The 21,060-nt window shown below is 53.1% G+C and carries 21 protein-coding genes; 13 read left to right on the top strand and 8 right to left on the bottom strand.

The window, feature by feature from the left end:
* The first annotated feature begins 37 nt into the window (after window positions 1–37).
* Entirely contained in the window at window positions 38–1,192 is a 1,155-nt protein-coding gene (gene tsgA, locus HV350_RS15480) for an MFS transporter TsgA (protein WP_181628848.1), read from the top strand.
* A gap of 95 nt (window positions 1,193–1,287) precedes the next feature.
* Entirely contained in the window at window positions 1,288–2,124 is an 837-nt protein-coding gene (locus HV350_RS15475) for an outer membrane protein OmpK (RefSeq protein ID WP_016152568.1), read from the top strand.
* 47 nt (window positions 2,125–2,171) lie between these two features.
* On the opposite strand, the gene HV350_RS15470 is transcribed toward HV350_RS15475, so the two are convergent.
* From HV350_RS15470 to dsbA, 4 genes are all read right to left on the bottom strand, one after another.
* Window positions 2,172–2,858: a Crp/Fnr family transcriptional regulator gene (locus tag HV350_RS15470; protein WP_016152569.1), complete on the bottom strand. Its 687-nt coding sequence runs from the start codon at window positions 2,856–2,858 to the stop codon at window positions 2,172–2,174.
* 121 nt (window positions 2,859–2,979) lie between these two features.
* Window positions 2,980–3,273 (bottom strand): chaperone modulator CbpM, encoded by a 294-nt coding sequence (cbpM, locus tag HV350_RS15465; protein WP_016152570.1) that lies wholly within the window; start codon window positions 3,271–3,273, stop codon window positions 2,980–2,982.
* Complete coding sequence (gene cbpA / locus HV350_RS15460; RefSeq protein ID WP_016152571.1) at window positions 3,273–4,193, bottom strand: curved DNA-binding protein; 921 nt, start codon at window positions 4,191–4,193, stop codon at window positions 3,273–3,275. Before cbpA ends, cbpM begins: the two co-directional genes overlap by 1 nt.
* A 206-nt stretch (window positions 4,194–4,399) precedes the next feature.
* Window positions 4,400–5,023, bottom strand: a complete 624-nt coding sequence (gene dsbA / locus HV350_RS15455) for a thiol:disulfide interchange protein DsbA (RefSeq protein ID WP_016156157.1) — start codon at window positions 5,021–5,023, stop codon at window positions 4,400–4,402.
* A 397-nt stretch (window positions 5,024–5,420) separates the two neighbouring features.
* Between dsbA and HV350_RS15450 the strand changes: the two genes are divergently transcribed.
* From HV350_RS15450 to agp, 8 genes are all read left to right on the top strand, one after another.
* Entirely contained in the window at window positions 5,421–5,825 is a 405-nt protein-coding gene (locus tag HV350_RS15450; protein ID WP_016156158.1) for a VOC family protein, read from the top strand.
* A gap of 70 nt (window positions 5,826–5,895) precedes the next feature.
* Window positions 5,896–6,258 carry a hypothetical protein gene (locus tag HV350_RS15445; protein WP_016152574.1) on the top strand — a complete coding sequence of 121 codons (363 nt, stop codon included), beginning with the start codon at window positions 5,896–5,898 and terminating at the stop codon, window positions 6,256–6,258.
* A gap of 48 nt (window positions 6,259–6,306) precedes the next feature.
* Window positions 6,307–8,187, top strand: coding sequence for a protein-disulfide reductase DsbD domain-containing protein (locus tag HV350_RS15440; protein WP_181628846.1), 1,881 nt, complete (start codon window positions 6,307–6,309; stop codon window positions 8,185–8,187).
* Window positions 8,184–8,807, top strand: a complete 624-nt coding sequence (locus HV350_RS15435; RefSeq protein WP_046274457.1) for a DsbA family protein — start codon at window positions 8,184–8,186, stop codon at window positions 8,805–8,807. Before HV350_RS15440 ends, HV350_RS15435 begins: the two co-directional genes overlap by 4 nt.
* On the top strand, window positions 8,797–9,303 hold the full coding sequence (locus tag HV350_RS15430; protein WP_181628844.1) for a protein disulfide oxidoreductase: 507 nt from the start codon (window positions 8,797–8,799) through the stop codon (window positions 9,301–9,303). The genes HV350_RS15435 and HV350_RS15430 overlap by 11 nt, the downstream gene beginning before the upstream one ends.
* A gap of 134 nt (window positions 9,304–9,437) precedes the next feature.
* A complete protein-coding gene (locus HV350_RS15425) occupies window positions 9,438–10,193 on the top strand; it encodes a sulfite exporter TauE/SafE family protein (RefSeq protein ID WP_016156161.1) in 756 nt (251 codons plus the stop codon).
* A gap of 69 nt (window positions 10,194–10,262) precedes the next feature.
* Complete coding sequence (locus HV350_RS15420; protein ID WP_016152579.1) at window positions 10,263–10,970, top strand: winged helix-turn-helix domain-containing protein; 708 nt, start codon at window positions 10,263–10,265, stop codon at window positions 10,968–10,970.
* A gap of 87 nt (window positions 10,971–11,057) precedes the next feature.
* The gene (agp, locus tag HV350_RS15415; protein WP_181628842.1) at window positions 11,058–12,299 is read left to right on the top strand and encodes a bifunctional glucose-1-phosphatase/inositol phosphatase; all 1,242 of its coding nucleotides are present in this window, start codon (window positions 11,058–11,060) and stop codon (window positions 12,297–12,299) included.
* A 38-nt stretch (window positions 12,300–12,337) separates the two neighbouring features.
* On the opposite strand, the gene HV350_RS15410 is transcribed toward agp, so the two are convergent.
* Together HV350_RS15410 and wrbA are read right to left on the bottom strand one after the other, a co-directional pair.
* Window positions 12,338–12,565: a YccJ family protein gene (locus HV350_RS15410; RefSeq protein WP_016152581.1), complete on the bottom strand. Its 228-nt coding sequence runs from the start codon at window positions 12,563–12,565 to the stop codon at window positions 12,338–12,340.
* A gap of 20 nt (window positions 12,566–12,585) precedes the next feature.
* Window positions 12,586–13,182, bottom strand: a complete 597-nt coding sequence (gene wrbA, locus HV350_RS15405; protein WP_003832057.1) for an NAD(P)H:quinone oxidoreductase — start codon at window positions 13,180–13,182, stop codon at window positions 12,586–12,588.
* Between the two features lie 386 nt (window positions 13,183–13,568).
* On the opposite strand from wrbA, the gene HV350_RS15400 reads away from it, so the two are divergent.
* From HV350_RS15400 to rutR, 3 genes are all read left to right on the top strand, one after another.
* Window positions 13,569–13,742: a general stress protein gene (locus HV350_RS15400; protein ID WP_003036022.1), complete on the top strand. Its 174-nt coding sequence runs from the start codon at window positions 13,569–13,571 to the stop codon at window positions 13,740–13,742.
* Window positions 13,743–13,907: 165 nt separating this feature from the next.
* Window positions 13,908–14,822: a DMT family transporter gene (locus HV350_RS15395; protein ID WP_181628841.1), complete on the top strand. Its 915-nt coding sequence runs from the start codon at window positions 13,908–13,910 to the stop codon at window positions 14,820–14,822.
* Between the two features lie 58 nt (window positions 14,823–14,880).
* Window positions 14,881–15,519 carry an HTH-type transcriptional regulator RutR gene (rutR, locus tag HV350_RS15390; protein ID WP_016152583.1) on the top strand — a complete coding sequence of 213 codons (639 nt, stop codon included), beginning with the start codon at window positions 14,881–14,883 and terminating at the stop codon, window positions 15,517–15,519.
* Here the strand turns inward: rutR and HV350_RS15385 are convergent.
* Together HV350_RS15385 and putA are read right to left on the bottom strand one after the other, a co-directional pair.
* Window positions 15,516–15,911, bottom strand: coding sequence for a lysozyme inhibitor LprI family protein (locus tag HV350_RS15385; protein ID WP_016152584.1), 396 nt, complete (start codon window positions 15,909–15,911; stop codon window positions 15,516–15,518). The two genes, rutR and HV350_RS15385, sit on opposite strands and share 4 nt — an antisense overlap.
* A gap of 777 nt (window positions 15,912–16,688) precedes the next feature.
* On the bottom strand, window positions 16,689–20,651 hold the full coding sequence (gene putA / locus HV350_RS15380) for a trifunctional transcriptional regulator/proline dehydrogenase/L-glutamate gamma-semialdehyde dehydrogenase (RefSeq protein WP_019076440.1): 3,963 nt from the start codon (window positions 20,649–20,651) through the stop codon (window positions 16,689–16,691).
* Window positions 20,652–21,060 lie beyond the last annotated feature (409 nt).

The raw sequence follows: 21,060 nt of genomic DNA, 5'->3' as shown, positions 1-21,060 counted from the left end.
ATCAGCATTTAAATGAACCAATCAGAGATGGCATTATATGAAGAATAAAATAGCACTTACGCTGATTAGTTTTCTGGCAAATTTTATTATGGCAGGATTTGCCAGTCAGTTTGGCATGCTGATTGAACCGATTGCAGTACGCTACAGTGCCGATGTGAATACCGTCGCCTCGATATTTTCGTTGCTTAACGGTGGGGCGTTAGCCGGGACCATCGCCGCCTTTTTCCTGATTGAGAAAATCGGCGTTAAGCGTATGACGTTCATTATCTATTCGATAGTGTTCCTCTGCGCTCTGGCAATGCACTTAAGCCCTGGCTTATGGCCGGTGATGGTCGCCATGACCCTGGTGGGTTTCTGCGGCGGGATTGGTCTGTGCGTGGCGGGAACGATCGTGGTGTCGGTTTGGCAGGATCGCATTCAAAGTACGATGCTGGTGGTGCAGGACGCCACCTTTAACGTCGCGGGCGTAGTTTTCCCGCTGATTACCACCTTCGCCCTGACGCACAATATGTCGTGGAGTTACAGCTATCTGAGCGTAGGCATAGTGGCCTTACTCACGCTGGGCGTTGTGGCTCTCACCCGCTTTACCGCCTGTGAAACGGCTCCTGCAGCGGACAGCGCAGACCCGGTGAAATCCGAGTGGAATCCAGGGATTATCAGCGGAGGCATTGGCCTGTTCTTAGGTATGTTGGCGCTGTATACCTTCCTGACCTGGGCACCATTATTTGTGAAGAACAAATTTGGTATTCCCTTCGAAGAAGCAGGTAATATTATTACGCAATACTGGGGTGCTGCGCTGGTCGGCGCGTTAGTCTCAACCGTTATTGTTTCCCGCGTAAAGATACATTATTTTCTGCTTAGCATTATTTTGTTAGCTTGCGTTATTACTACCATCATTGTCACGAAGGAAAATATCTCCGGGCTTGATTATCTGGCCTATAGTTACGGGTTTGTCTGCGCAGCGCTGTATAACTCCTTTATTGCCTACGGGGTTTCTTTCGTGAAGCGCGCGAGTAGCCAGAACGTTTCTTATATTTTAATTAGCGGTAGTGCTGGCGCCATGTTTAGTCCGGCGATCAGTGCGCTAATGGAAAAAACTATGGGATTGCAGAAAATTATGTACGCAATACCGGTGTTGTATTTAATTATCTTTATTATGTTGATGGGTACATTAAAACTCAAACGTAATTAAAAAGTGTAATAACGCTTACCTCTTTAATTAGAAAGCCCGCCGTCACGCCATTTAACTGGTGGGGCGACACTCAACTTTGCTCAAAGGAATTGAAAATGCTGAAGAAAAATAAATCAATGATGAAAAAAACAGTTCTGGGTGCGGTAATTGCGATGTGCTGTACGCAAGCGCTTGCGGCTGATTATGCCGATGGCAACATCCGCAAAAATGATTTTAACTGGATGCAGATGAACTTAATGCAAAGTGTGGATGCGAAAGTGCCTTATGGTATTCGTAATGACACCTATCTTGAGCTGGAGTTTGGCGCACGATCCGGGATTATCGATCTGTATGGTTATGTGGATTTCTTTGATATTTTGGATCGCGAGCAGGACGATCGTCACGGGGGTGATAACTTCTTTGCCAAGATATCTCCACGTTTTTCCCTCGACGCCATTTTTAATAAAGATTTATCCGTTGGGCCATTTAACGAATTCTATATCGCAACGGTAAATAACATTGGTGACCGGGAATTATTTGAGCATTACGTTGGTCTTGGCACGGATGTTAAAGTGCCGTGGTTTGGTCTGGTGGGAATGAACATTTATGCGCACTATGTACGTGAAAATTACGGTGCGGATAACGAAGGCAAGTGGGATGGTTACATGTTCTCGACCAACTGGTCGACGCCGTTCTATACGTTCGCCAACGGCAGTTATTTGAACTATCAGGGTTACTTTGACTACCAGTTCGCCGCGAACAAGATTGCTAACCAGCCGTTATATAGCAATAACGCGATTGAATGGTATAACGGCATCTACTGGCATTCAGAGCATTATGCGGTAGGTTATGGCTTAAAATATTTCCGCAACATGGCATTGATGGAAAACCACGGTGGAGCAGGGCGTACCACCGGGCTGGGTCACTATTTCAACCTCACCTATAAGTTCTGATTGCGCTGAAATGACACACCAATGCTCCGTTTGCCAGGGTTGGTGTGTCAGTCAATGATGTCATTGCCGAGAAATTTACGCAGCCCATCCAGATCCTTAATCTCCAGTCCTTGCTTCGTGCGCGTTACCAGCCCGGCATCCGTCAGCGCTTTCACCGCCCGTCGATAGACCCGGTCGGTGGTGCCGAATCGCTCAGCTTCCTGGTATTTTTTATGAAAACCATCCATTGGCTGCTTGTCCTGATGCTGGCGATACAGGTCATACGCTACGTTATGTACGATAGGGTAGAGCATCCGGTGCAGGAAGATTTCCAGCATATCCTGATAATCAACGGCCATTGCGCTGGCGAAAAATATCGCCAGTCTGGGGTGCTGGTTCAGCGCTTCCTCCAGACGGTCACAGTTGCATACCGCCACGGTCAGCGGTTCTTCGGCTACGATATCAAGCTGGCAACGATACCCGGTAAAAAACTCCATTTCGCCAAACAGTTGCTCATCACATTCCATTGCACCCAGTTGGAAACGGCGACCATTCTCCGCGCTATAACGCAGAGAAATTCTCCCTGACTGCACCATGATTAGTCGATCGACTACCTGTCCCTGGCGGTAAAGATAGTCATCTTCCTGGATAATCTGTGTTTCAGAGAGCAACTCCTGGAATATCTTCTCAATTAAGGCATCATCTTGCTGCCAGATATTGTGAAAACGACCTTTTGTGAGGGGCTTAAGCTGCATGGCTCAACGTCTTATTGTTTGAGATAATTCTTATCGCTGACTGTATGCCATCTGCTGCGCAATGTCATTAAGAGCGGGTTGCGGATAATAAAAGGGCCAGCATCATGCTGGCCTTGACACATTAAGGATGGCTGATAAAACGAGACAATCGCTGGCGCAGCAGGCGGTTTTCCTGCCGCAGTTGAGCGTTCTCTTCCAGCAATGTCAGCGCAACGGCAATTCCCGGCCAGTCAAGTTCCAGCTCCTGACGCAGGCGTATCGCGCGACGCATGACGGTCAGCGCATGATCGTCAAAAGTCTCGTCTTCATGAGGTTCTATCACCCCTAAGCCGACAATCTCATGTAGCTCTTCTTCTGACACACCGGTGTACAGACAAAACTCGGTAATGGTAAAGGTGACGGTGACGTTAGCCATTATGCTTTCCCCCACTCTTTGCGCGGATCAAAGGTCTTTTGTGCATCCGCCAGCTGCTGCCACAGGGCGGCGCTGGCGTCGTCAGGTTTCGGCGGCATGACGATTTTGATCACCGCATACAAATCGCCGGTATGTTTTTTACTTACCAGACCTTTGCCCTTAATGCGTAACCGCTGCCCGGCCTGGCTGCCTGCAGGAATGGTCAGCAGGATGCTCTCTTTTAACGTCGGAACGGTTACTTTCGCGCCCAGCGCGGCTTCCCACGGCGCCAGAGGAACGACCACTTCCAGATCCTGATTAACGATATCGAACAGCGGATGTGGCGCGATATGAATCACCAGCCACAAATCACCGTTTGGTCCGCCGTTTTCACCGGGGGTGCCCTGGCCTTTCAGACGAATACGCTGACCGTTACCGACGCCAGCCGGAATTTTCACATTCAACGTTTTAGGAATTTCACGTTCGACCATGCCGAACGCATTGTAAACCGGCAGGGTGTAACTGATCGTGCGGCTATGCTCAGTAAGCGTTTCTTCGAGGAATACGGCGACTTCAATTTCAATATCGTGCCCGCGGCTGGCATGACGCTGGCGAGACTGTTGCGCATGCTGACCAAAAATGGAGGAGAAGATATCGTCGAAATCTTCGGCGTTATAGCGTTGATTCTCTCCTTGTTGGAATTGACGGTTGAACTGTGGGTCGTTGCGGTGCTGCCACAACTGGTCGTACTCGGCGCGTCGCTGTTCATCACTCAGGACTTCCCAGGCTTCAGCAACCTCTTTAAACCGGGCCTCCGCGTCAGTCTCTTTGCTGACATCAGGATGATATTTACGGGCGAGTCGACGATAGGCGGTCTTGATTGTCTTGAGATCGTCTGTCGGTTTCACGCCCATAATGGCGTAATAATCCTTTAATTCCATAGCGTTCTCTCGTGTAAATCAACACTTGCAGAAGGTGAACCCTGACAACAGGTATCACCGCTAAGTTTAGGGTAATCCTGATAACGGAGAATGCCAACCGGGAAGGGAGGATATTGCTATAAACGATGCGGGCGTTGCACCACCAACAGCGCTTTTTAACGTTATGGCGTCTGTTGTGTGGTGCGAATAGAGAGATTAGCTAAACATCAGGATTTAGTGATCAGGAAGCGGACCGTATCAGCATAGTTTTGTACGAACGCGTTAAGGTCATCAGATTTCAGTCCTTTCGGATTGATCATATATTTACCGTTGATAAAAATGGCGGGCACCCCGGTTAAATCTACGGCTTTAGCCATTTCTTGCTGTTTGGCGGTTAGTGATTTTACGGCAAAACTATTCCATGCGGCATCATAATCACTGGCACTGACGCCCGCGCTGATAAATACGTTACGAATATCGTCCGCCGATTTAATGGTTTGTTTTTTCTGCACGGCATCAAAAAGCAACGGTTTAACTTTATCTTGCACGTTCAACAGCATGGCGACGGACCAGGCGTGCGTCATGTCTTGCCCCAGAGGGCCTAAAAAGTCGACGTGGTATTCGGTGAGTTTGACGTCAGCAGGCAAAACTTTTTTCACGTTATCAGTGATTTCAAAAACTTCATCGTACTGATAGCAGGAAGGACAATAGAATGAGAAAAACTTCAGCGCTGCCGGGGCTGAAGCGACGGGTTTTTCCAGTGAGATAAACTCTTTGCCGTCGGTAAATGGTGCTGCCTGAGCGCTAACGGTAAAAAGTAACCCAATCAGGGGTAATAAATATTTTTTCATTTCCATATACTCTAAATAACATTCAATAAACAAATTTTCTGCGAATGAATACGCTCTTCATTGCGTCGGGCTATAATACGATAATCACCTAAAAATGCGCTGACCCTTACTTTCATTTACGCATCAATACGTAGCGGGACAGTATTTATGTACTGTTCTGCGAATATCCTTTGGTACTCTTCGTAAATAGTGAATGATCACTTCCGTGATATTTTCGCAATTATTTTGGCAATGTTATATTGTAATAAATAAAAACGAAAATATGATTAATTATCATTTAATTTATAAAACGTGAGCCGCAACGCCTTGCGCTATGTTCTGTCAACGCAGCCGTAAGATTCTCTTTTTCTTGTAGCGTGTGAATGAATAGGGTAAGTGTCTGAGATGAGCAACCAAAATGGATATCGCTATGATTGACCACCTGGATCATCTGGTATTGACCTCCAATAATGAAGAGGCATGCGTTCGTTTTTATGTCGAACTTTTAGGGATGAGGCTGGAAACCTTCGCGCAAGGGCGGAAAGCCTTCGTCTTTGGCAATCAGAAAATTAACCTCCACATTCGGGGAAAAGAGTTTGAACCCAAAGCTTACGCGCCAACGCCGGGGGCGCTGGATTTGTGTTTTATCACCACACGTGCGCTGGAAGAGGTGATAGCCACGTTTCAAACGCACGGGGTAGATATTGTTGAGGGACCGGTTGCACGAACCGGTGCGATGGGACCGATTCGCTCGGTTTATGTCAGAGATCCCGATCTCAATCTGATTGAAATCGCGGTATATCCTGCTGATGACAGGACATAACTTTACAGCGCAAAGGTTGCCAAAACCTGGTGAGTGGTTAAGATAACTCGCATCAATCAGTGAGGGTATAATGGCGAAACGTCAACGGATGGGATGGTGGTTCCTCTGTCTGGCATGTGTTGTGGTGATGGTTTGTACCGCACAACGCATGGCGGGCCTGCACGCGTTGCAGATGGACACCGTTGCCACAAGCGTGGTCGTAAGCGCACAAGCGCAGACCGATGAGGCCTCGTCCGTTACCCCTTGTGAACTGAGTGCGAAGTCATTACTGGCGGCGCCCCCGGTACTGTTCGAAGGCGCTATTCTGGTGCTGTGTCTGCTACTGTCGCTGCTGGCGCCAGTGCGGGCGTTTCGTCTGCCTTTTTTCCCACCGCGAGCCATCTCGCCGCCCACGCTAAGGGTACATCTGCGATTTTGCGTCTTCCGTGAATGACAGAACAGCCGTTGCTGACTGTTAGATAATTATTCACGGAGAAAATATATGATGACTGTTTTCAGGCAGGCGCTGCTCTGTCTGTTATTGCTATGGCTGCCCGTATCCTGGGCGGCTGAACCCGGCTGGCTGCGTTCACCCGATAACGATCACGCCAGCGTGCGGTTACGCGCTGATACGTCCTCAGGCGGCGAAACTCGTCTGTTGCTGGATGTTAAACTGGAGGACGGCTGGAAAACCTACTGGCGTTCGCCGGGCGAGGGAGGCGTCGCGCCATCTATCTCCTGGCAAGGGGAAATACCTGCGGTCGACTGGTTCTGGCCAACCCCTGCACGCTTTGAGGTCGCTAATATCACGACCCAGGGCTATCACGATAATGTGACGTTCCCGATGGTTGTGCGCGGCAGATCGCCCGCCACGCTTAGCGGTGTTTTGACGCTATCCACCTGTAGCAACGTTTGCCTGTTGACGGATTTTCCTTTTTCCGTGACCTCCACGACCCAGGACCCGACTTTTGCGCATGACTATGCGCAGGCAATGGGGCAGATCCCGCTTGCCAGCGGCCTGACCGATACTTTGCGCGCTGGCGCACGGGCCGGCGAGCTGGTCGTCGAGGCTCACCGCGCGGGAGGCTGGACTGCGCCTGGGCTGTATCTGGACGCCGTTGATGATGCTGATTTTGGCATGCCGCAAATTCACGTCGCAGGTGAGACGTTACGCGCCACGGTACCCGTTCATGACGGTTGGGGGGAAGGCGCGCCGGATTTACGCGGTAAGTCGGTCACGCTGGTGCTGGCAGATAACGGTGTTGCCCAGGAAAGTCGTCTTGCGATTGGCGAAGCCCCGGTTATTGAGAACGCCTCACTCCCATTGTGGCAGGTGGTGCTAATGGCGCTGCTGGGCGGTTTGATCCTCAACCTGATGCCCTGTGTGTTACCGGTTCTCGGCATGAAACTGGGCTCTATTTTGCTGGTTGAGGAAAAAAGCCGTCGCCAGATCCGCCGTCAGTTCCTCGCATCGGTAGCCGGGATCCTGGTCTCCTTTATGGCCCTGGCGCTATTGATGACGGTGCTACGTTTAACCAATCAGGCGCTGGGTTGGGGGATCCAGTTTCAGAACCCGTGGTTCATTGGCGTCATGGTCGTGGTGATGCTGACATTCAGCGCCAGCCTGTTCGGGTGGTTTGAATTCCGCCTGCCTTCGGCGATGACCACCACGCTGGCGACTCACGGTGGCAACGGCTTGTCGGGACATTTCTGGCAAGGCGCATTTGCGACCCTGCTCGCCACGCCGTGCAGCGCCCCGTTTCTGGGAACAGCGGTAGCGGTGGCATTGACCGCTTCGCTGCCAACGTTGTGGGGACTGTTTATCGCACTTGGTCTGGGGATGAGCTTGCCGTGGCTGCTGGTGGCTCTGCGTCCCGGTCTGGCGCTGCGTTTGCCGCGTCCGGGACGCTGGATGAATATTTTGCGGCGTCTTCTCGGTGTCATGATGCTGGGTTCGGCTATCTGGCTTGCGACGTTGCTGCTCCCACATTTAGGGCTGGCCGGACACGCTAGCGCTAAAGAAAGCGTGAACTGGCAACCGCTTAGCGAGCAGGCGATTGAGGATGCGCTGGCGCAACATAAGCGAGTGTTCATTGACGTCACTGCCGACTGGTGCATCACTTGTAAGGTCAACAAATACAACGTGTTGCATAAAGATGACGTACAGGCCGCGTTGCAACAGCCGGATGTAGTGGCGCTGCGCGGCGACTGGACGCTCCCTTCTGAAGCCATCACCGAATTTCTGAAAAAACGCGGCCAGGTTGCTGTGCCGTATAACCAAATTTATGGCCCCGGTCTGCCGGAAGGCCAGGCGTTACCAACGTTGTTGACCCGCGATGCGGTATTGCAAACGTTGACCGATGCCAAAGGAGTAACCCCATGAAAATAATGATTGTTCTGCTGTTAACCCTGTTTTCTGCCGTCAGCGTAGCGAAAGAGCCTGCACCGTTTACCCCGGAACAGGAAAAGCAAATTGAAGCATTAATCCAGGAGGCTCTGTTTAACGATCCCAACAGCCCGCGGATTGGCGCTAAGCAGGCGAAACTGACCCTGATAAACTTCACCGATTACAACTGCCCGTACTGCAAGCAACTGGATCCCATGCTGGAAAAAATTGTGCAGAAATATCCTGACGTGGCGGTAGTGATTAAACCGCTGCCGTTTAAAGGGGAAAGTTCGGAACTGGCGGCGCGGACCGTGCTGACTACCTGGCTTGAGCATCCGCAGCAGTTTCTGGCGCTACATGAAAAACTGATGCAGAAAAAGGGTTACCATACCGATGTCAGTATCAAACAGGCGCAGGAAAAATCGGGAGCCAGTCCGGTGACGTTGGATGCCCAAAGTGCTGAAACGCTAAGCACTAACCTGCAATTGGCGCGACTGGTGGGCGTGCAGGGCACCCCCGCAACGATTATTGGTGATGAGCTTATTCCCGGTGCGGTGCCGTGGGAAACCCTTGAGGAAGTGGTCAAAGAAAAGCTGGCGGCGGCCAATGCTCAGTAAACTGCGCCGCTGGCTGCGCGAAGGGCTGATCTTACTGGCGCTGTTGGCAGGGGCGATGCTGCTGATGGATGTCTGGCGCGCGCCGCAGCTCCCTGGCTCTTTTGACAGCACGCCTTTGCAAACGCTGGATGGTGAAACCGTCACGCTGGCGGCGCTCAGCAAAGACGAGCCGGTGCTGCTTTATTTCTGGGCGAGCTGGTGCGGCGTTTGCCGCTTCACAACGCCGGAAGTCGCCAGGCTGCGTTCGGAAGGGGCAAACGTGATGACCATTACGTTACGCTCCGGCAGTGAAGCTGAGGTGTCTCGTTGGCTGTCGCGTAAAGGCGTGGACTTTCCGGTCATCAATGATGCGAACGGGGCAATCTCCCGCAGTTGGGCGATTAGCGTCACGCCCACGCTGGTGGTAGTGTCACAAGGTCGGGTGGTGTCAACAACCAGCGGCTGGACCAGCTACTGGGGCATGAAGCTGCGGCTGTGGTGGGCAAAAACGTTCTGATAATGTGCCGGGGAAACCCGGCATTTTTTATATTATTACCCGTAAGCGGGAAGACATATTTCGTTGTCTGGCGAAGCGAGCACCGCGATTAACGTCCAGAATGGGTCATCTTCTCTTTTTCAGGAAAGTGCAACATGACGAGTTCGTTAGCGTTTGGGCCCGCTCTGGTGATGATGATTGCCGCCACGTTTGTCCTCGCCGGGATGGTAAAAGGCGTCACTGGTATGGGATTGCCCACCGTGGCTATGGGGATCCTCGGATCGCTTATTTCGCCGGTTGCGGCGGCGGCCATGCTGCTGTTGCCTTCGCTGATTAGCAATCTGTTTCAGTTTGGCGGTGGCGGAAATACGCGTCAATTAGTCAAACGACTGTGGCCGATGTTATTGACGGTGGTGGTGGCGACACTGCTTGCCAGCGCCTGGATTACCGGCGGCGATACCACCCGTACCCAGTTTGCGCTCGGCGTGGCGCTGGTGGCTTACGCTATCTGGACGCTGGCCGGAAAGAAAATCGCAGTGGCTCCGCAGCATGAAAAACCGTACTCCCTCGTCATAGGATTTGTTACTGGCTTATTGACTGGCGGAACCGGTGTATTTGTGATGCCCGCAGTGCCCTGGATCCAGTCATTGGGTTTTGAGAAAGATGAGCTGGTTCAGGCGCTCGGGATCTCTTTTACGTTTTCGACATTGGCTTTGGCGCTTGGTCTGTGGTGGCACAACGCGCTGCCCGTACAGTCGTTGAGCTTATCGGCTTTGGCCATTGTTCCTGCGCTGATTGGTCAGTGGTTAGGAACCCGTGTACGACGGGTTATTTCTCCGCTCGTGTTTAAACGCTGTTTTCTGTTTTGTTTGGTCGGGTTGGGTATCGAGATGATGCTGCGTGCGGTGTGACCTGTGCGGTGACTTTAGAACGCATTCATGGCATCGTTAATTCAGACATTCAGGGTCAAAGAGGTCGCTATGGCATCAGTGATGTTAAGTGAGGAAGAGGGCGCTCTGGAGTCGCGAATGGCGCTCACCGCGGCGGCGATGGCCGATAAATCGCGCTCGCGAATGTTGTGCGCCCTGATGGATGGCCGCGCCTGGACCGCGACCGAGCTCAGCGCAGTGGCGGATGTGTCAGCGTCAACCGCCAGTGCGCATCTGGCGCGTCTGTGCGAACAACGTTTTGTTGTGGCGCTCGCGCAGGGCAGGCATCGTTATTTTCGCCTTGCAGGCTCTGATATCGCTGAACTGCTGGAGCGCCTGATGGGCGTGGCGTGGGCTACATCTACGCCACGAAAAATCACGACGCCGCCAGGCTTACGACATGCCCGAACCTGCTACGATCATCTCGCTGGCGAGGTGGCGGTGAGGCTGTTCGATACGCTGGTTTCCCGTCAGTGGTTAACGCCGGATGGTGAAACGCTGACCTCTCTTGGGCAGGAAAAACTGGCACAAATGGGGATTGTCCTTGCTGCGAGCGCATCGCGGCGGAAATTAACCTGCGGTTGTCTGGACTGGAGTGAACGACGTTACCATCCCGGCGGCGTTCTTGGCGCATCGCTGCTACGCTGGTTGATTGAAAAACGATGGATAAAAACGGAGCTGAGTGGTCGCCGCGTCACCTTCACCCCGCTTGGCATTCGCAAATTAGAAACCGAGTTCGGTATTAAAACGACACCATAGATGGTGCGTTTTGCGAAAGCGTTCCGGGAAATATGTCATATTTCTGTCACACTCTGTTGTGATTGATAACAACAAGAGGTCGTAGGGATGAATAAATCGTTAATCGCCGCAGCCGTGGCAGGGGCTGTATTAATGTCAACCGCCGCGCAGGCGCAGACCGCGCCGGAAGGCTATCAGCTTCAGCAAGTATTGATGATGAGTCGGCATAACTTACGCGCACCTTTAGCCAATAATGGCAGTGTTCTTGAGCAGTCCACCCCCAAACAATGGCCAGAATGGGATGTCCCCGGCGGACAACTCACCACCAAAGGCGGCGTGCTGGAAATCTATATGGGCCACTATATGCGAGACTGGCTGGCAGAGCAGGGGATGGTGAAATCGGGCGAATGTCCGGCGCCGGGTACGGTCTATACCTATGCTAACAGCCTGCAGCGTACGGTCGCGACGGCGCAGTTCTTTGTCACCGGTGCTTTCCCGGGTTGCGACGTCCCGGTCCATCATCAGGAAAAAATGGGCACCATGGATCCCACCTTTAACCCGGTGATCACCGATGATTCCGCCGCCTTCAGCCAGCAGGCGGTTCAGGCAATGGAGAAAGAGCGTAGCCAAATGCAGCTCAACGACAGCTATCAGTTGCTTGAGCAAATGACCGACTACAAAGACTCTCCATCCTGCAAAGAAAAACAGCAGTGTTCCCTGACCGATGCCAAAGATACGTTTAGCGCGAAATACCAGCAGGAGCCTGGGGTTTCGGGGCCGCTGAAGGTCGGGAATTCGCTGGTTGATGCCTTCACTCTGCAATATTACGAAGGCTTCCCGATGGACAAGGTCGCCTGGGGCGAGATTAAATCCGATCAACAGTGGAAGGTTCTGTCGAAGCTGAAAAATGGCTATCAGGACAGCCTGTTCACCTCCCCGGAAGTGGCGCAGAATGTCGCCAAACCGCTGGTGAAGTATATTGATAATGCGCTGGTTACTGAACGCGTAAAAGCGCCAAAAATAACCGTGCTGGTGGGGCATGACTCAAACATCGCATCGCTGCTCACCGCGCTGGATTTCAAACCGTACCAGCTTCATGATCAGAACGAGCGTACGCCGATTGGCGGGAAGATTGTCTTCCAGCGCTGGCATGACAGCAACGCGAATCGTGATCTGATGAAAATCGAGTACGTGTATCAGAGCTCGCAGCAGTTGCGTAATGCTGACGTTCTGACCCTGAAATCCCCGGCGCAGCGTGTAACGCTGGAGCTGAAAGGGTGTCCGACAGATGCGGATGGCTTTTGCCCGATAGATAAGTTCGACAGCGTGTTGAATGAGGCGGCTAAGTAAAAGAAAAACTCCCCCGTGTTCGCGGGGGAGTCTGAGCGCTAGACGTTTTTGCGTTCGATAGTCTGTTCACCCCAAAAGAGCGAATCTTTGTCTGTTTTCTTAAAGGCTTTGATGAGCACCTCGTCGCTACCTTCTTCCCAAATTTTTTCCGCCAGTTTCTCGTCATAATGCGCGACTTCAAAAATGGCTTCGGCTATTTCCGGCGATGTATTGCGCAGACTTGCCCATTCGCCGACGCGATGGGCTTTAGCTTCTTGAGTTGGCATTCGAATCCTCCTGTTGAAGATTAGCCGTTGAGTTTTACTGCCAGACCTGCGACATATTCACCCTGATAGCGGGCGATAGATAATTCTTCCTGACTTGGCTGGCGAGAGCCGTCGCCTCCGGCGATGGTGGTTGCGCCGTAAGGGGTACCGCCGCGAACTTGAGAAACATCAAACAGCTCTTGCGCCGCGTAACCGATAGGCACAATCACCATCCCATGGTGAGCAAGCGTAGTCCAGGTTGATGTAATGGTTTGTTCCTGACCACCGCCGGTTCCTGTCGAGCTGAATACGCTGGCGAGTTTGCCGTACAGGCCGCCTGAAGCCCACAGCCCGCCAGTCTGGTCGAGGAAGGTGCGCATCTGACCGGACATATTGCCAAAGCGTGTGGGGGTACCAAAAATAATGGCATCGTAATCTGCCAGTTCTTGCGGGGTTGCGACTGGTGCGTTTTGTGTTTTGCCGCCAGCTTTGAGGAAAATCTCCGGCTGCATGGTCTCTGGTACGCGCTTAATAATCACTTCCGCGCCATCAACCTTATTTGCGCCTTCTGCGACTGCATGGGCCATAGTTTCAATGTGTCCGTACATGGAATAATAAAGCACCAGAACTTTTGCCATTTTACACTACTCCTCGAGTTAACCGTGTCCGTAGCGACTCGCTACCTACCTTTAAAGATATGACGTACTGTCAGGAGTGCAAATTTCACAATCACTTCTTTGATTTATAACAATTTTTATAACAACTTCTCTTGTTGCAAAATGATACATATTTAACCGGGTGGAATTTGGTAGTCATAAGAAAGACTTATTGATTTCTCGCTGTGATTATTTCTCTATCACCGCCAATCCTGTTGCAGGATATTACAGTTAGCGGCTGCTCAGGCCACGCTTCACTATGCTTAATCCCACGCAGTTATTTTCAGGGTATCGCCCGTAACGCTGCGTGAGGTATCACTCCTCAGTACCTATGCAATATGATGTCTAATCAATGACGGAGGTCAGTAATGGCAAACCATCGAGGCGGTTCCGGCAACTTTGCGGAAGATCGCGAAAGAGCATCAGAAGCAGGTCGAAAAGGTGGCCAGCACAGCGGGGGCAACTTTAAGAATGACCCGCAACGCGCTTCAGAGGCAGGCAAAAAAGGGGGCAAAAATAGCCACGGCAACAACAAATCGTAATTGCCGGGCTAGCTGTCAGATATGCCGTGACGGCTGAGGATCAGAGTCAGACGTTACGTAGCCACCCACCGCCGCCGGTTTCTTCCGGCGGTTTTTTTTGTCTGCAAGGTTGAACTGTAACAAAACGCAACGCAGACTAACGACATTCAGTTAATTGGGTGTCTCATGTCATTACTTTCTCGTTATTCCTTCTCTGTTAAACCTCAGGAAGCGATCCTCATTGTGATCACTATGTTCTGGGGTGGCACGTTTTTGGCCGTGCAATATGCCGTTACCCTGAGCGGACCTTTTTTCTTTGTCGGCGTGCGTTTTGCCACCGCTGCGCTGGCGGTCGCGCTTTTGTCACTACGCTCATTGCATAAACTGACGTGGCTGGAAGTCAAAGCAGGCGTTGCGATCGGTATCGCAATTGCGTTGGGCTATAGTCTGCAAACCTGGGGGCTACAGTTTATTCCCAGCAGTAAATCGGCGTTTATTACCGCGATGTATGTGCCGTTGGTACCGCTTTTACAATGGCTGTGTCAGGGGCGTATGCCCGGCCTGATGCCGTGTGTCGGCATTGTGCTGGCCTTTATCGGGTTGATTTTTCTCGCCGGACCGGGAGGCAATTTGCTGGCTTTAGGCGAAGGCGAGTGGATCACACTCGCCGGCGCGGTGGCGATTGCGGCAGAAATTATCCTGATTAGCGCGTGGGCGGGAAAAGTGGATGTGCGGCGGGTAACGGTGGTACAACTGGCAACCGCTTCGATAGTGGCGTTTATTGCGATGGGACCGGCCGGAGAGACCGTACCACCGATGTCTACGGGATTGCTGGTGGTGGCGCTGGGATTGGGGATTTTCAGTGCGATTATTCAGGTCACCATGAACTGGGCACAGCGCAGCGTTTCGCCGACGCGCGCCACGGTCATTTATACCGGTGAGCCGGTGTGGGCGGGGATCTTTGGTCGCCTTGCGGGGGAACGCTTACCGCTACTGGCTTTGCTCGGCGCAGCATTCATTATTGTTGGCGTGCTGGTCAGCGAACTGAAGTTCAAAAAGAAAAAAGGGGGAGTGCAAGAGGCGCCGCCGGAGTCGCTTTAATTTAACCATTCACCGCGTGATTTGGTATGCTGACGCCCTCACAAGAAGGAGAGGGCGCATGGTCCAACGCGCAGAGAAAAAAACAGGTAAGCGCTCGCAGGCCGTCAGTGCAAAACGCCAGGCCATATTAACCGCGGCATTAAATATCTTCTCCCAATATGGGATCCACGGCACGCGTCTCGAACAGGTCGCTGAGCAGGCGGGTGTGTCAAAAACGAATCTGCTTTATTACTACCCGTCAAAAGAGGTGCTCTATATTGCCGTTTTGCGGCAAATCCTCGACGTCTGGCTGGCTCCGTTGAAGGCCTTTCGCGAAGACTTTGCGCCGCTAGTGGCCATTAAAGAATACATTCGCCTTAAGCTGGAAGTGTCGCGCGATTACCCTCAGGCTTCACGACTGTTTTGTATGGAGATGCTGGCAGGTGCGCCTTTATTGATGGCTGAATTAACGGGCGATCTCAAAACGCTAATTGATGAGAAATCGGCGCTGATTGCCGGTTGGATCAAAAGTGGGAAACTGGCTCCGGTCGATCCGCATCATCTGATTTTTATGATTTGGGCTTCAACCCAGCACTACGCCGACTTTGCCCCACAGGTAGAGGCGGTAACGGGCGCAACGCTGCGTGATGAAGCCTTTTTTAACCAAACGGTGGAGAGCGTGCAGCGGATGATTATTGAAGGGATCCGCGTGCGTTAACTGGCTGGCGGTAACGGACAGCTTAAATCGCCCTCTTCGCACTGTAAGAGTGAGGCGAGAAACGCTTCACGCTCGTTGGTTTTATCCGTCAGACACTGGCTGGAAATCATCGCCTGGACGCTACCGCCTTCGGTGCCGGAACTGATTAACGCGCAGTCCGCATCGCGCAGGGTTATCCATGAGATTTGCGCTTTTTTCAGTAAATCGCGCTGGGTTGGGGCGGCGCGCTTAAGCGCATTCTGATAAGTGTCATTAAGTTTGGTGTCGGCCGCCTTAAACTGCTCTGCCGCACAGGTGTTCATCTCAATCTGAGTGTTCGCGTTGGCGCAGTCATCCGCCAGCGCCTGGCCGCTCAACAGCAGCGCTGCACATGTCAGTACGATTCGTTTCATGCTTCCCTCTGGCTCCATAAAAAAAGGCCCCGTTACCGGAGTCATGCTTGTCAGTTAACGAGGATGAGTGGCACATACGGAGGTAATGAATCTGTTGCCTCCGGTATATTGCTACGTTCACCTTATGTTTGTCACTTCTCTGAAACGATCCTCTCTGTGAACGTGTTAAGGGTACTATCGCCGTACCCTTAACAATCCCGGCTCCCGGCGGGAAAATTGCCACTTCGTGGTCCCCTCCGTTTATTCCTCCAGGCTACCGGGCCGGGCGCGAGGAAACTTCCCTGTAAAACGCGCCCTGAACCCGCATCCCTGCGGGTTCTCCCGGCCTTACGGAAACACGTCGGCAATTTTCAGCCGGACCAGCCCACACCTGACCCCCTGCGTTTTTTATCTGAACAGCAAAACAGAGTTAACTGGAAGTCAGTGCGTTGCAGCGATGACCCCGGTCCGGCTGAAAATCGATGAGGCGTTGACGGCTGACCGGGTCTGCCCGCAGGGATGCGGGCAGAGGGGGCGGCCTGCAGGGACGCAGGCCCGGCCCCGACCCGACAGGCAGACGGCATAAGACGAATGAATCGCGCAGCGACGATTTTCCCGCCGGGAGCCAGGGATGCAAGGGAGGCGGCGGTGAGCCTCTCTTGCACGTTCACGGGTGTCTGAGCCTCAGAAAAGTGATACCACTGAGGTGAACGGAACCCTGAGCCGAAATCACATGTTCGCCGTAATGCTTAATTGACAGGCATTACCCCCTAACCGGAGCCTTAATTAACCACAACCTTAGCCGATTGTCATCAGGCTGGCGTTCCCCCCGGCAGCGGCGGTATTGACGCTCAGGGAGCGTTCAATGTACAGCCTCTCCAGCAGAATATTGCTTTCGCCACGGGCAAAGCCCTGGACTGATACAATCGCCCCTTCGCGGGCAGCTACCGCTTCGCACAGTGAACGCAGTTGGTCGGAATCGCCGTGGAAAATAACGGCATCAAACGGCTGCGTAGTGATGTTGTCCGCTTTGGCAAACTGAATGCGCCCGGAGACGGCGGCTGGCAGACGTTTTGCCAGTTCACGATGGAACGCATCATCTGGCCACAGGATTAAGCTACCAACGGAAGCCACGGCGGCAACCTGTACCAGCGCGTCCTGTTCATCATCGGCGATACACAGTACGCGTTCACGCGGCAACAGCGTCCAGGTATTGCGCTCGCCAGTGGGTCCTGGCAGCAGACGCTGGGTACCGGCCTGCGCCAGTTCGCCAAACTGCTGACAGAGCGCATGCAGCGAGGGTCGATCGGTTGCCCATTCGCTGAGCGCTTCCAGCGGCTGAACGAGTGCAGCTTTAAGCTGCGCATCGACCGGGTAGTCGGCATCCTGGCGGGCAAGCGTAATGCCTAACGCATTTTCCGGGCGGTTAGCCAGCAGGCGATACAGATACAGCGGTCCACCTGCTTTTGGCCCGGTACCAGACAAGCCTTCGCCACCGAATGGCTGCACGCCGACGACGGCGCCGACCATATTGCGGTTAACGTACAGGTTCCCCACGTGTGCCGATCCTGTGACCTGGGCGATGGTTTCATCGATACGGGTGTGTACGCCCAGCGTCAGGCCGTAGCCGGAGGCATTAATTTGCTCAATCAGGTTGCCCAGATTGTTACGGGTGTAGCGCACGACGTGCAGTACCGGACCAAACACCTCTTTTTGTAATTCGTCGAAGCTTTCCAGCTCGATCAGCGTCGGAGCAATAAATGTACCGGTTTGCCATTCACGCGCATCGTCGCTGTTTTCGCGCACGGCCTGAAACACCGGGCGTCCTTTGGCGCGCATGGCCTGAATATGGCGTTCAATATTGGTTTTGGCTTCTTCATCAATTACCGGCCCAATATCGGTGGTCAGGCGACCTGGATTACCCATGCGACATTCCGCCATCGCGCCGCGCAGCATTTTCAGCGTATGGTCGGCTACATCGTCCTGCAGACACAGGACGCGCAGCGCGGAGCAGCGCTGTCCGGCGCTGTCAAACGCTGAAGCCAGAACGTCGACCACGACTTGTTCCGTCAACGCGGAGGAGTCGACAATCATTGCGTTCATCCCACCGGTTTCGGCGATAAGCGGGATTGGACGCCCCTGAGCATCAAGGCGGGTGGCAATATTGCGTTGCAACAGCGTGGCGACTTCCGTTGAGCCGGTAAACATGACGCCGCGTACGCGCTCATCGGAAGTGAGCTGAGCCCCGACGGTTTCACCCTGACCAGGCAACAGTTGCACCACGCCCGGCGGTACACCCGCTTCGAGCAAAATAGCGATGCCCTGGGCGGCAATTAACGGGGTTTGTTCCGCCGGTTTCGCCAGCACGCTGTTACCCGCCGCCAGCGCGGCGGCAATCTGCCCGGTGAAAATGGCCAGCGGGAAGTTCCATGGGCTGATACAAACCACGGGTCCTAACGGTCGATGGGTTTCATTATCGAAATCATCGCGAACCTGACCGGCATAATAATGCAGGAAGTCTACCGCTTCGCGCACTTCCGCAATGGCGTTGCTGAAGGTTTTACCCGCTTCGCGTACCAGGATGCCAATCAACTGCTGCATCTGACCTTCCATCAGAACGGCGGCACGATGCAAAATGGCGGCGCGCTCTTGTGGCGGTGTGGCGAACCAGATCGGCGCGTTATTCGCTGCGTTCTGTAACGCCTGTTCCACTTCAGCGTGAGTCGCCTCACGCACGTAACCGACAATGTCTTTCGGCTCGGCCGGGTTAACGACTGGCGTCATTTCTCCGTCAGCAACCGGGTGCTCCAGAATGGGTTTAGCGTGCCATTTTTGTAGCGCGCTGTTGAGCAGGGCAGAGGACAGCGAGGCCAGACGATGTTCGTTAGCTAAATCCAGCCCGCCTGAGTTTTCGCGGCCTTTACCGTACAGGTCACGCGGCAGGGCAATCTTCGGATGCGGCAGACCGGCCTGACCTTCTTGCTGCGCCAGTTTTTCAACAGCCTCGACCGGATCGGCAACCAGTTCATCCAGCGGCAGGGTCGTGTCGGCAATGCGGTTGACGAACGAGGTGTTGGCGCCGTTTTCCAGCAGACGACGCACCAGGTAAGCCAGCAGCGTTTCGTGCGTGCCGACCGGTGCATAAATGCGGCATGGACGATTCAGTTTGCCATCCGCAACTTTGCCGGTGACCTGCTCATACAGCGGTTCGCCCATGCCGTGCAGGCACTGGAACTCGTACTGACCCGGATAGTAGTTTTGACCGGCTAACTGATAAATCGCCGCCAGCGTATGGGCGTTGTGGGTGGCGAACTGCGGGTAGATCAGATTCGGTACGGCAAGCAGCTTTTTCGCACAGGCCAGGTAGGAAACGTCGGTGTACACCTTACGGGTGTAGACCGGATAACCTTCCAGACCGTCCATCTGGGCACGTTTAATTTCGCTATCCCAGTAGGCGCCCTTAACCAGACGGATCATCAGGCGGCGGCGGCTGCGCGTGGCGAGGTCAATCAGGTAGTCGATAACATACGGGCAGCGCTTCTGGTAGGCCTGGATAACAAAACCGATCCCGTTCCAGCCTGCCAGTTCGGGTTCAAAGCACAGTTTTTCCAGCAGATCGAGGGAGATCTCCAGTCGGTCAGCCTCTTCGGCGTCGATATTAATGCCGATGTCGTACTGACGTGCCAGCAGAGTAAGCGATTTCAGACGAGGATAGAGTTCATCCATCACGCGATCGTACTGCGCACGGCTGTAACGCGGATGCAGTGCCGACAGCTTGATAGAAATACCTGGCCCTTCGTAGATACCGCGCCCGTTAGAGGCTTTACCAATGGCGTGGATCGCCTGCTGGTATGAAACCATATAAGCCTGTGCATCGGCGGCGGTCAGGGCCGCTTCGCCCAGCATGTCATAGGAGTAACGGAAGCCTTTTTCTTCCAGTTTACGCGCGTTAGCCAGCGCTTCAGCGATGGTCTCCCCGGTGACAAACTGCTCGCCCATCAAGCGCATGGCCATGTCGACGCCTTTACGCACTAGCGGCTCACCGCTCTTGCCGATAATACGGTTGAGTGAGCGTGAGAGGCTGGCTTCGTTATGCGTTGAAACCAGACGACCGGTAAACAACAGCCCCCAGGTCGCCGCGTTGACGAACAGAGACGGGCTGCGGCCAATGTGCGACTGCCAGTTACCGTTGCTGATCTTGTCGCGGATTAACGCATCGCGGGTCGCTTTATCTGGAATACGCAGCAAGGCTTCGGCCAGACACATCAGCGCGACGCCTTCCTGTGAAGAAAGGGAGAATTCCTGCAATAAACCTTGTACCATCCCGGCGCGACCGCTGGCGGTCTTCTGGTTACGCAGTTTGTCTGCCAGATCGTATGCCAGCTTATGCGCCTGCTCGGCGATGGGCTGCGGCAGACGAGCCTGCTCCATCAGCATAGGTACGGCGTCAGTTTCGGCGCGGCGGTAAGCAGCGGTGATTGCCGCGCGGGAAACTGACTGCGGCAGGATCTGTTCAGCAAATTCCAGGAAAGGCTGATGCGCTTCATTTTGCAGCGTGGTCGACTCATCGCCCTCATTCGCAGCACCCGCCAGCAGGGCCGGTAGTTCAGGAAGCGCGTCGTCATTTTCCAGTCTTTCGAGATAATTAAAAATGGCTTGTTTGATCAGCCAATGTGGCGTGCGATCGATTCGTGATGCTGCTGTTTTAATACGCTCGCGAGTGGCGTCATCCAGCTTAACCCCCATCGTGGTGGTTCCCATGCCGTTTACTCCTGTTGTACTGAAATACGGGTCTGATAGTTACCGAGAAATATCCACTATGTTGCAACTTTGTGCAACCGTGTTAAATGTGACTTGGTTTGCAAGCTTGGAAATGAATGAAATGTTAATAAATGTGAGTGTTTTGACGGGGGCTATAAAAGTTGCCGAATCTTTTTCTCTGCGGTAGTTAACACTTTTAAAAGGTGCAACCGAAAAAAGTGTGAGAGAGTGCAACCTACAGAAAAATGCTATCTACTCTGGATTAAATTTGATGTAAATGGTGTGTTAAATCGATTGTGAATGACCATCGCTTCCGGCAGGATACGGTCGCCCTGGTAAACATAGATATCTTTGCCACGTTCCGGCAGGGTAATAAAACGGCAAGCCACGGCATTGCTGATACATAATT

Origin of the sequence: Citrobacter sp. RHBSTW-01013 (assembly GCF_013781985.1) — a bacterium.
GTDB classification, from domain to species: Bacteria; Pseudomonadota; Gammaproteobacteria; order Enterobacterales; family Enterobacteriaceae; genus Citrobacter; species Citrobacter braakii.
This window is presented reverse-complemented; position numbering and strand designations above follow the sequence as displayed.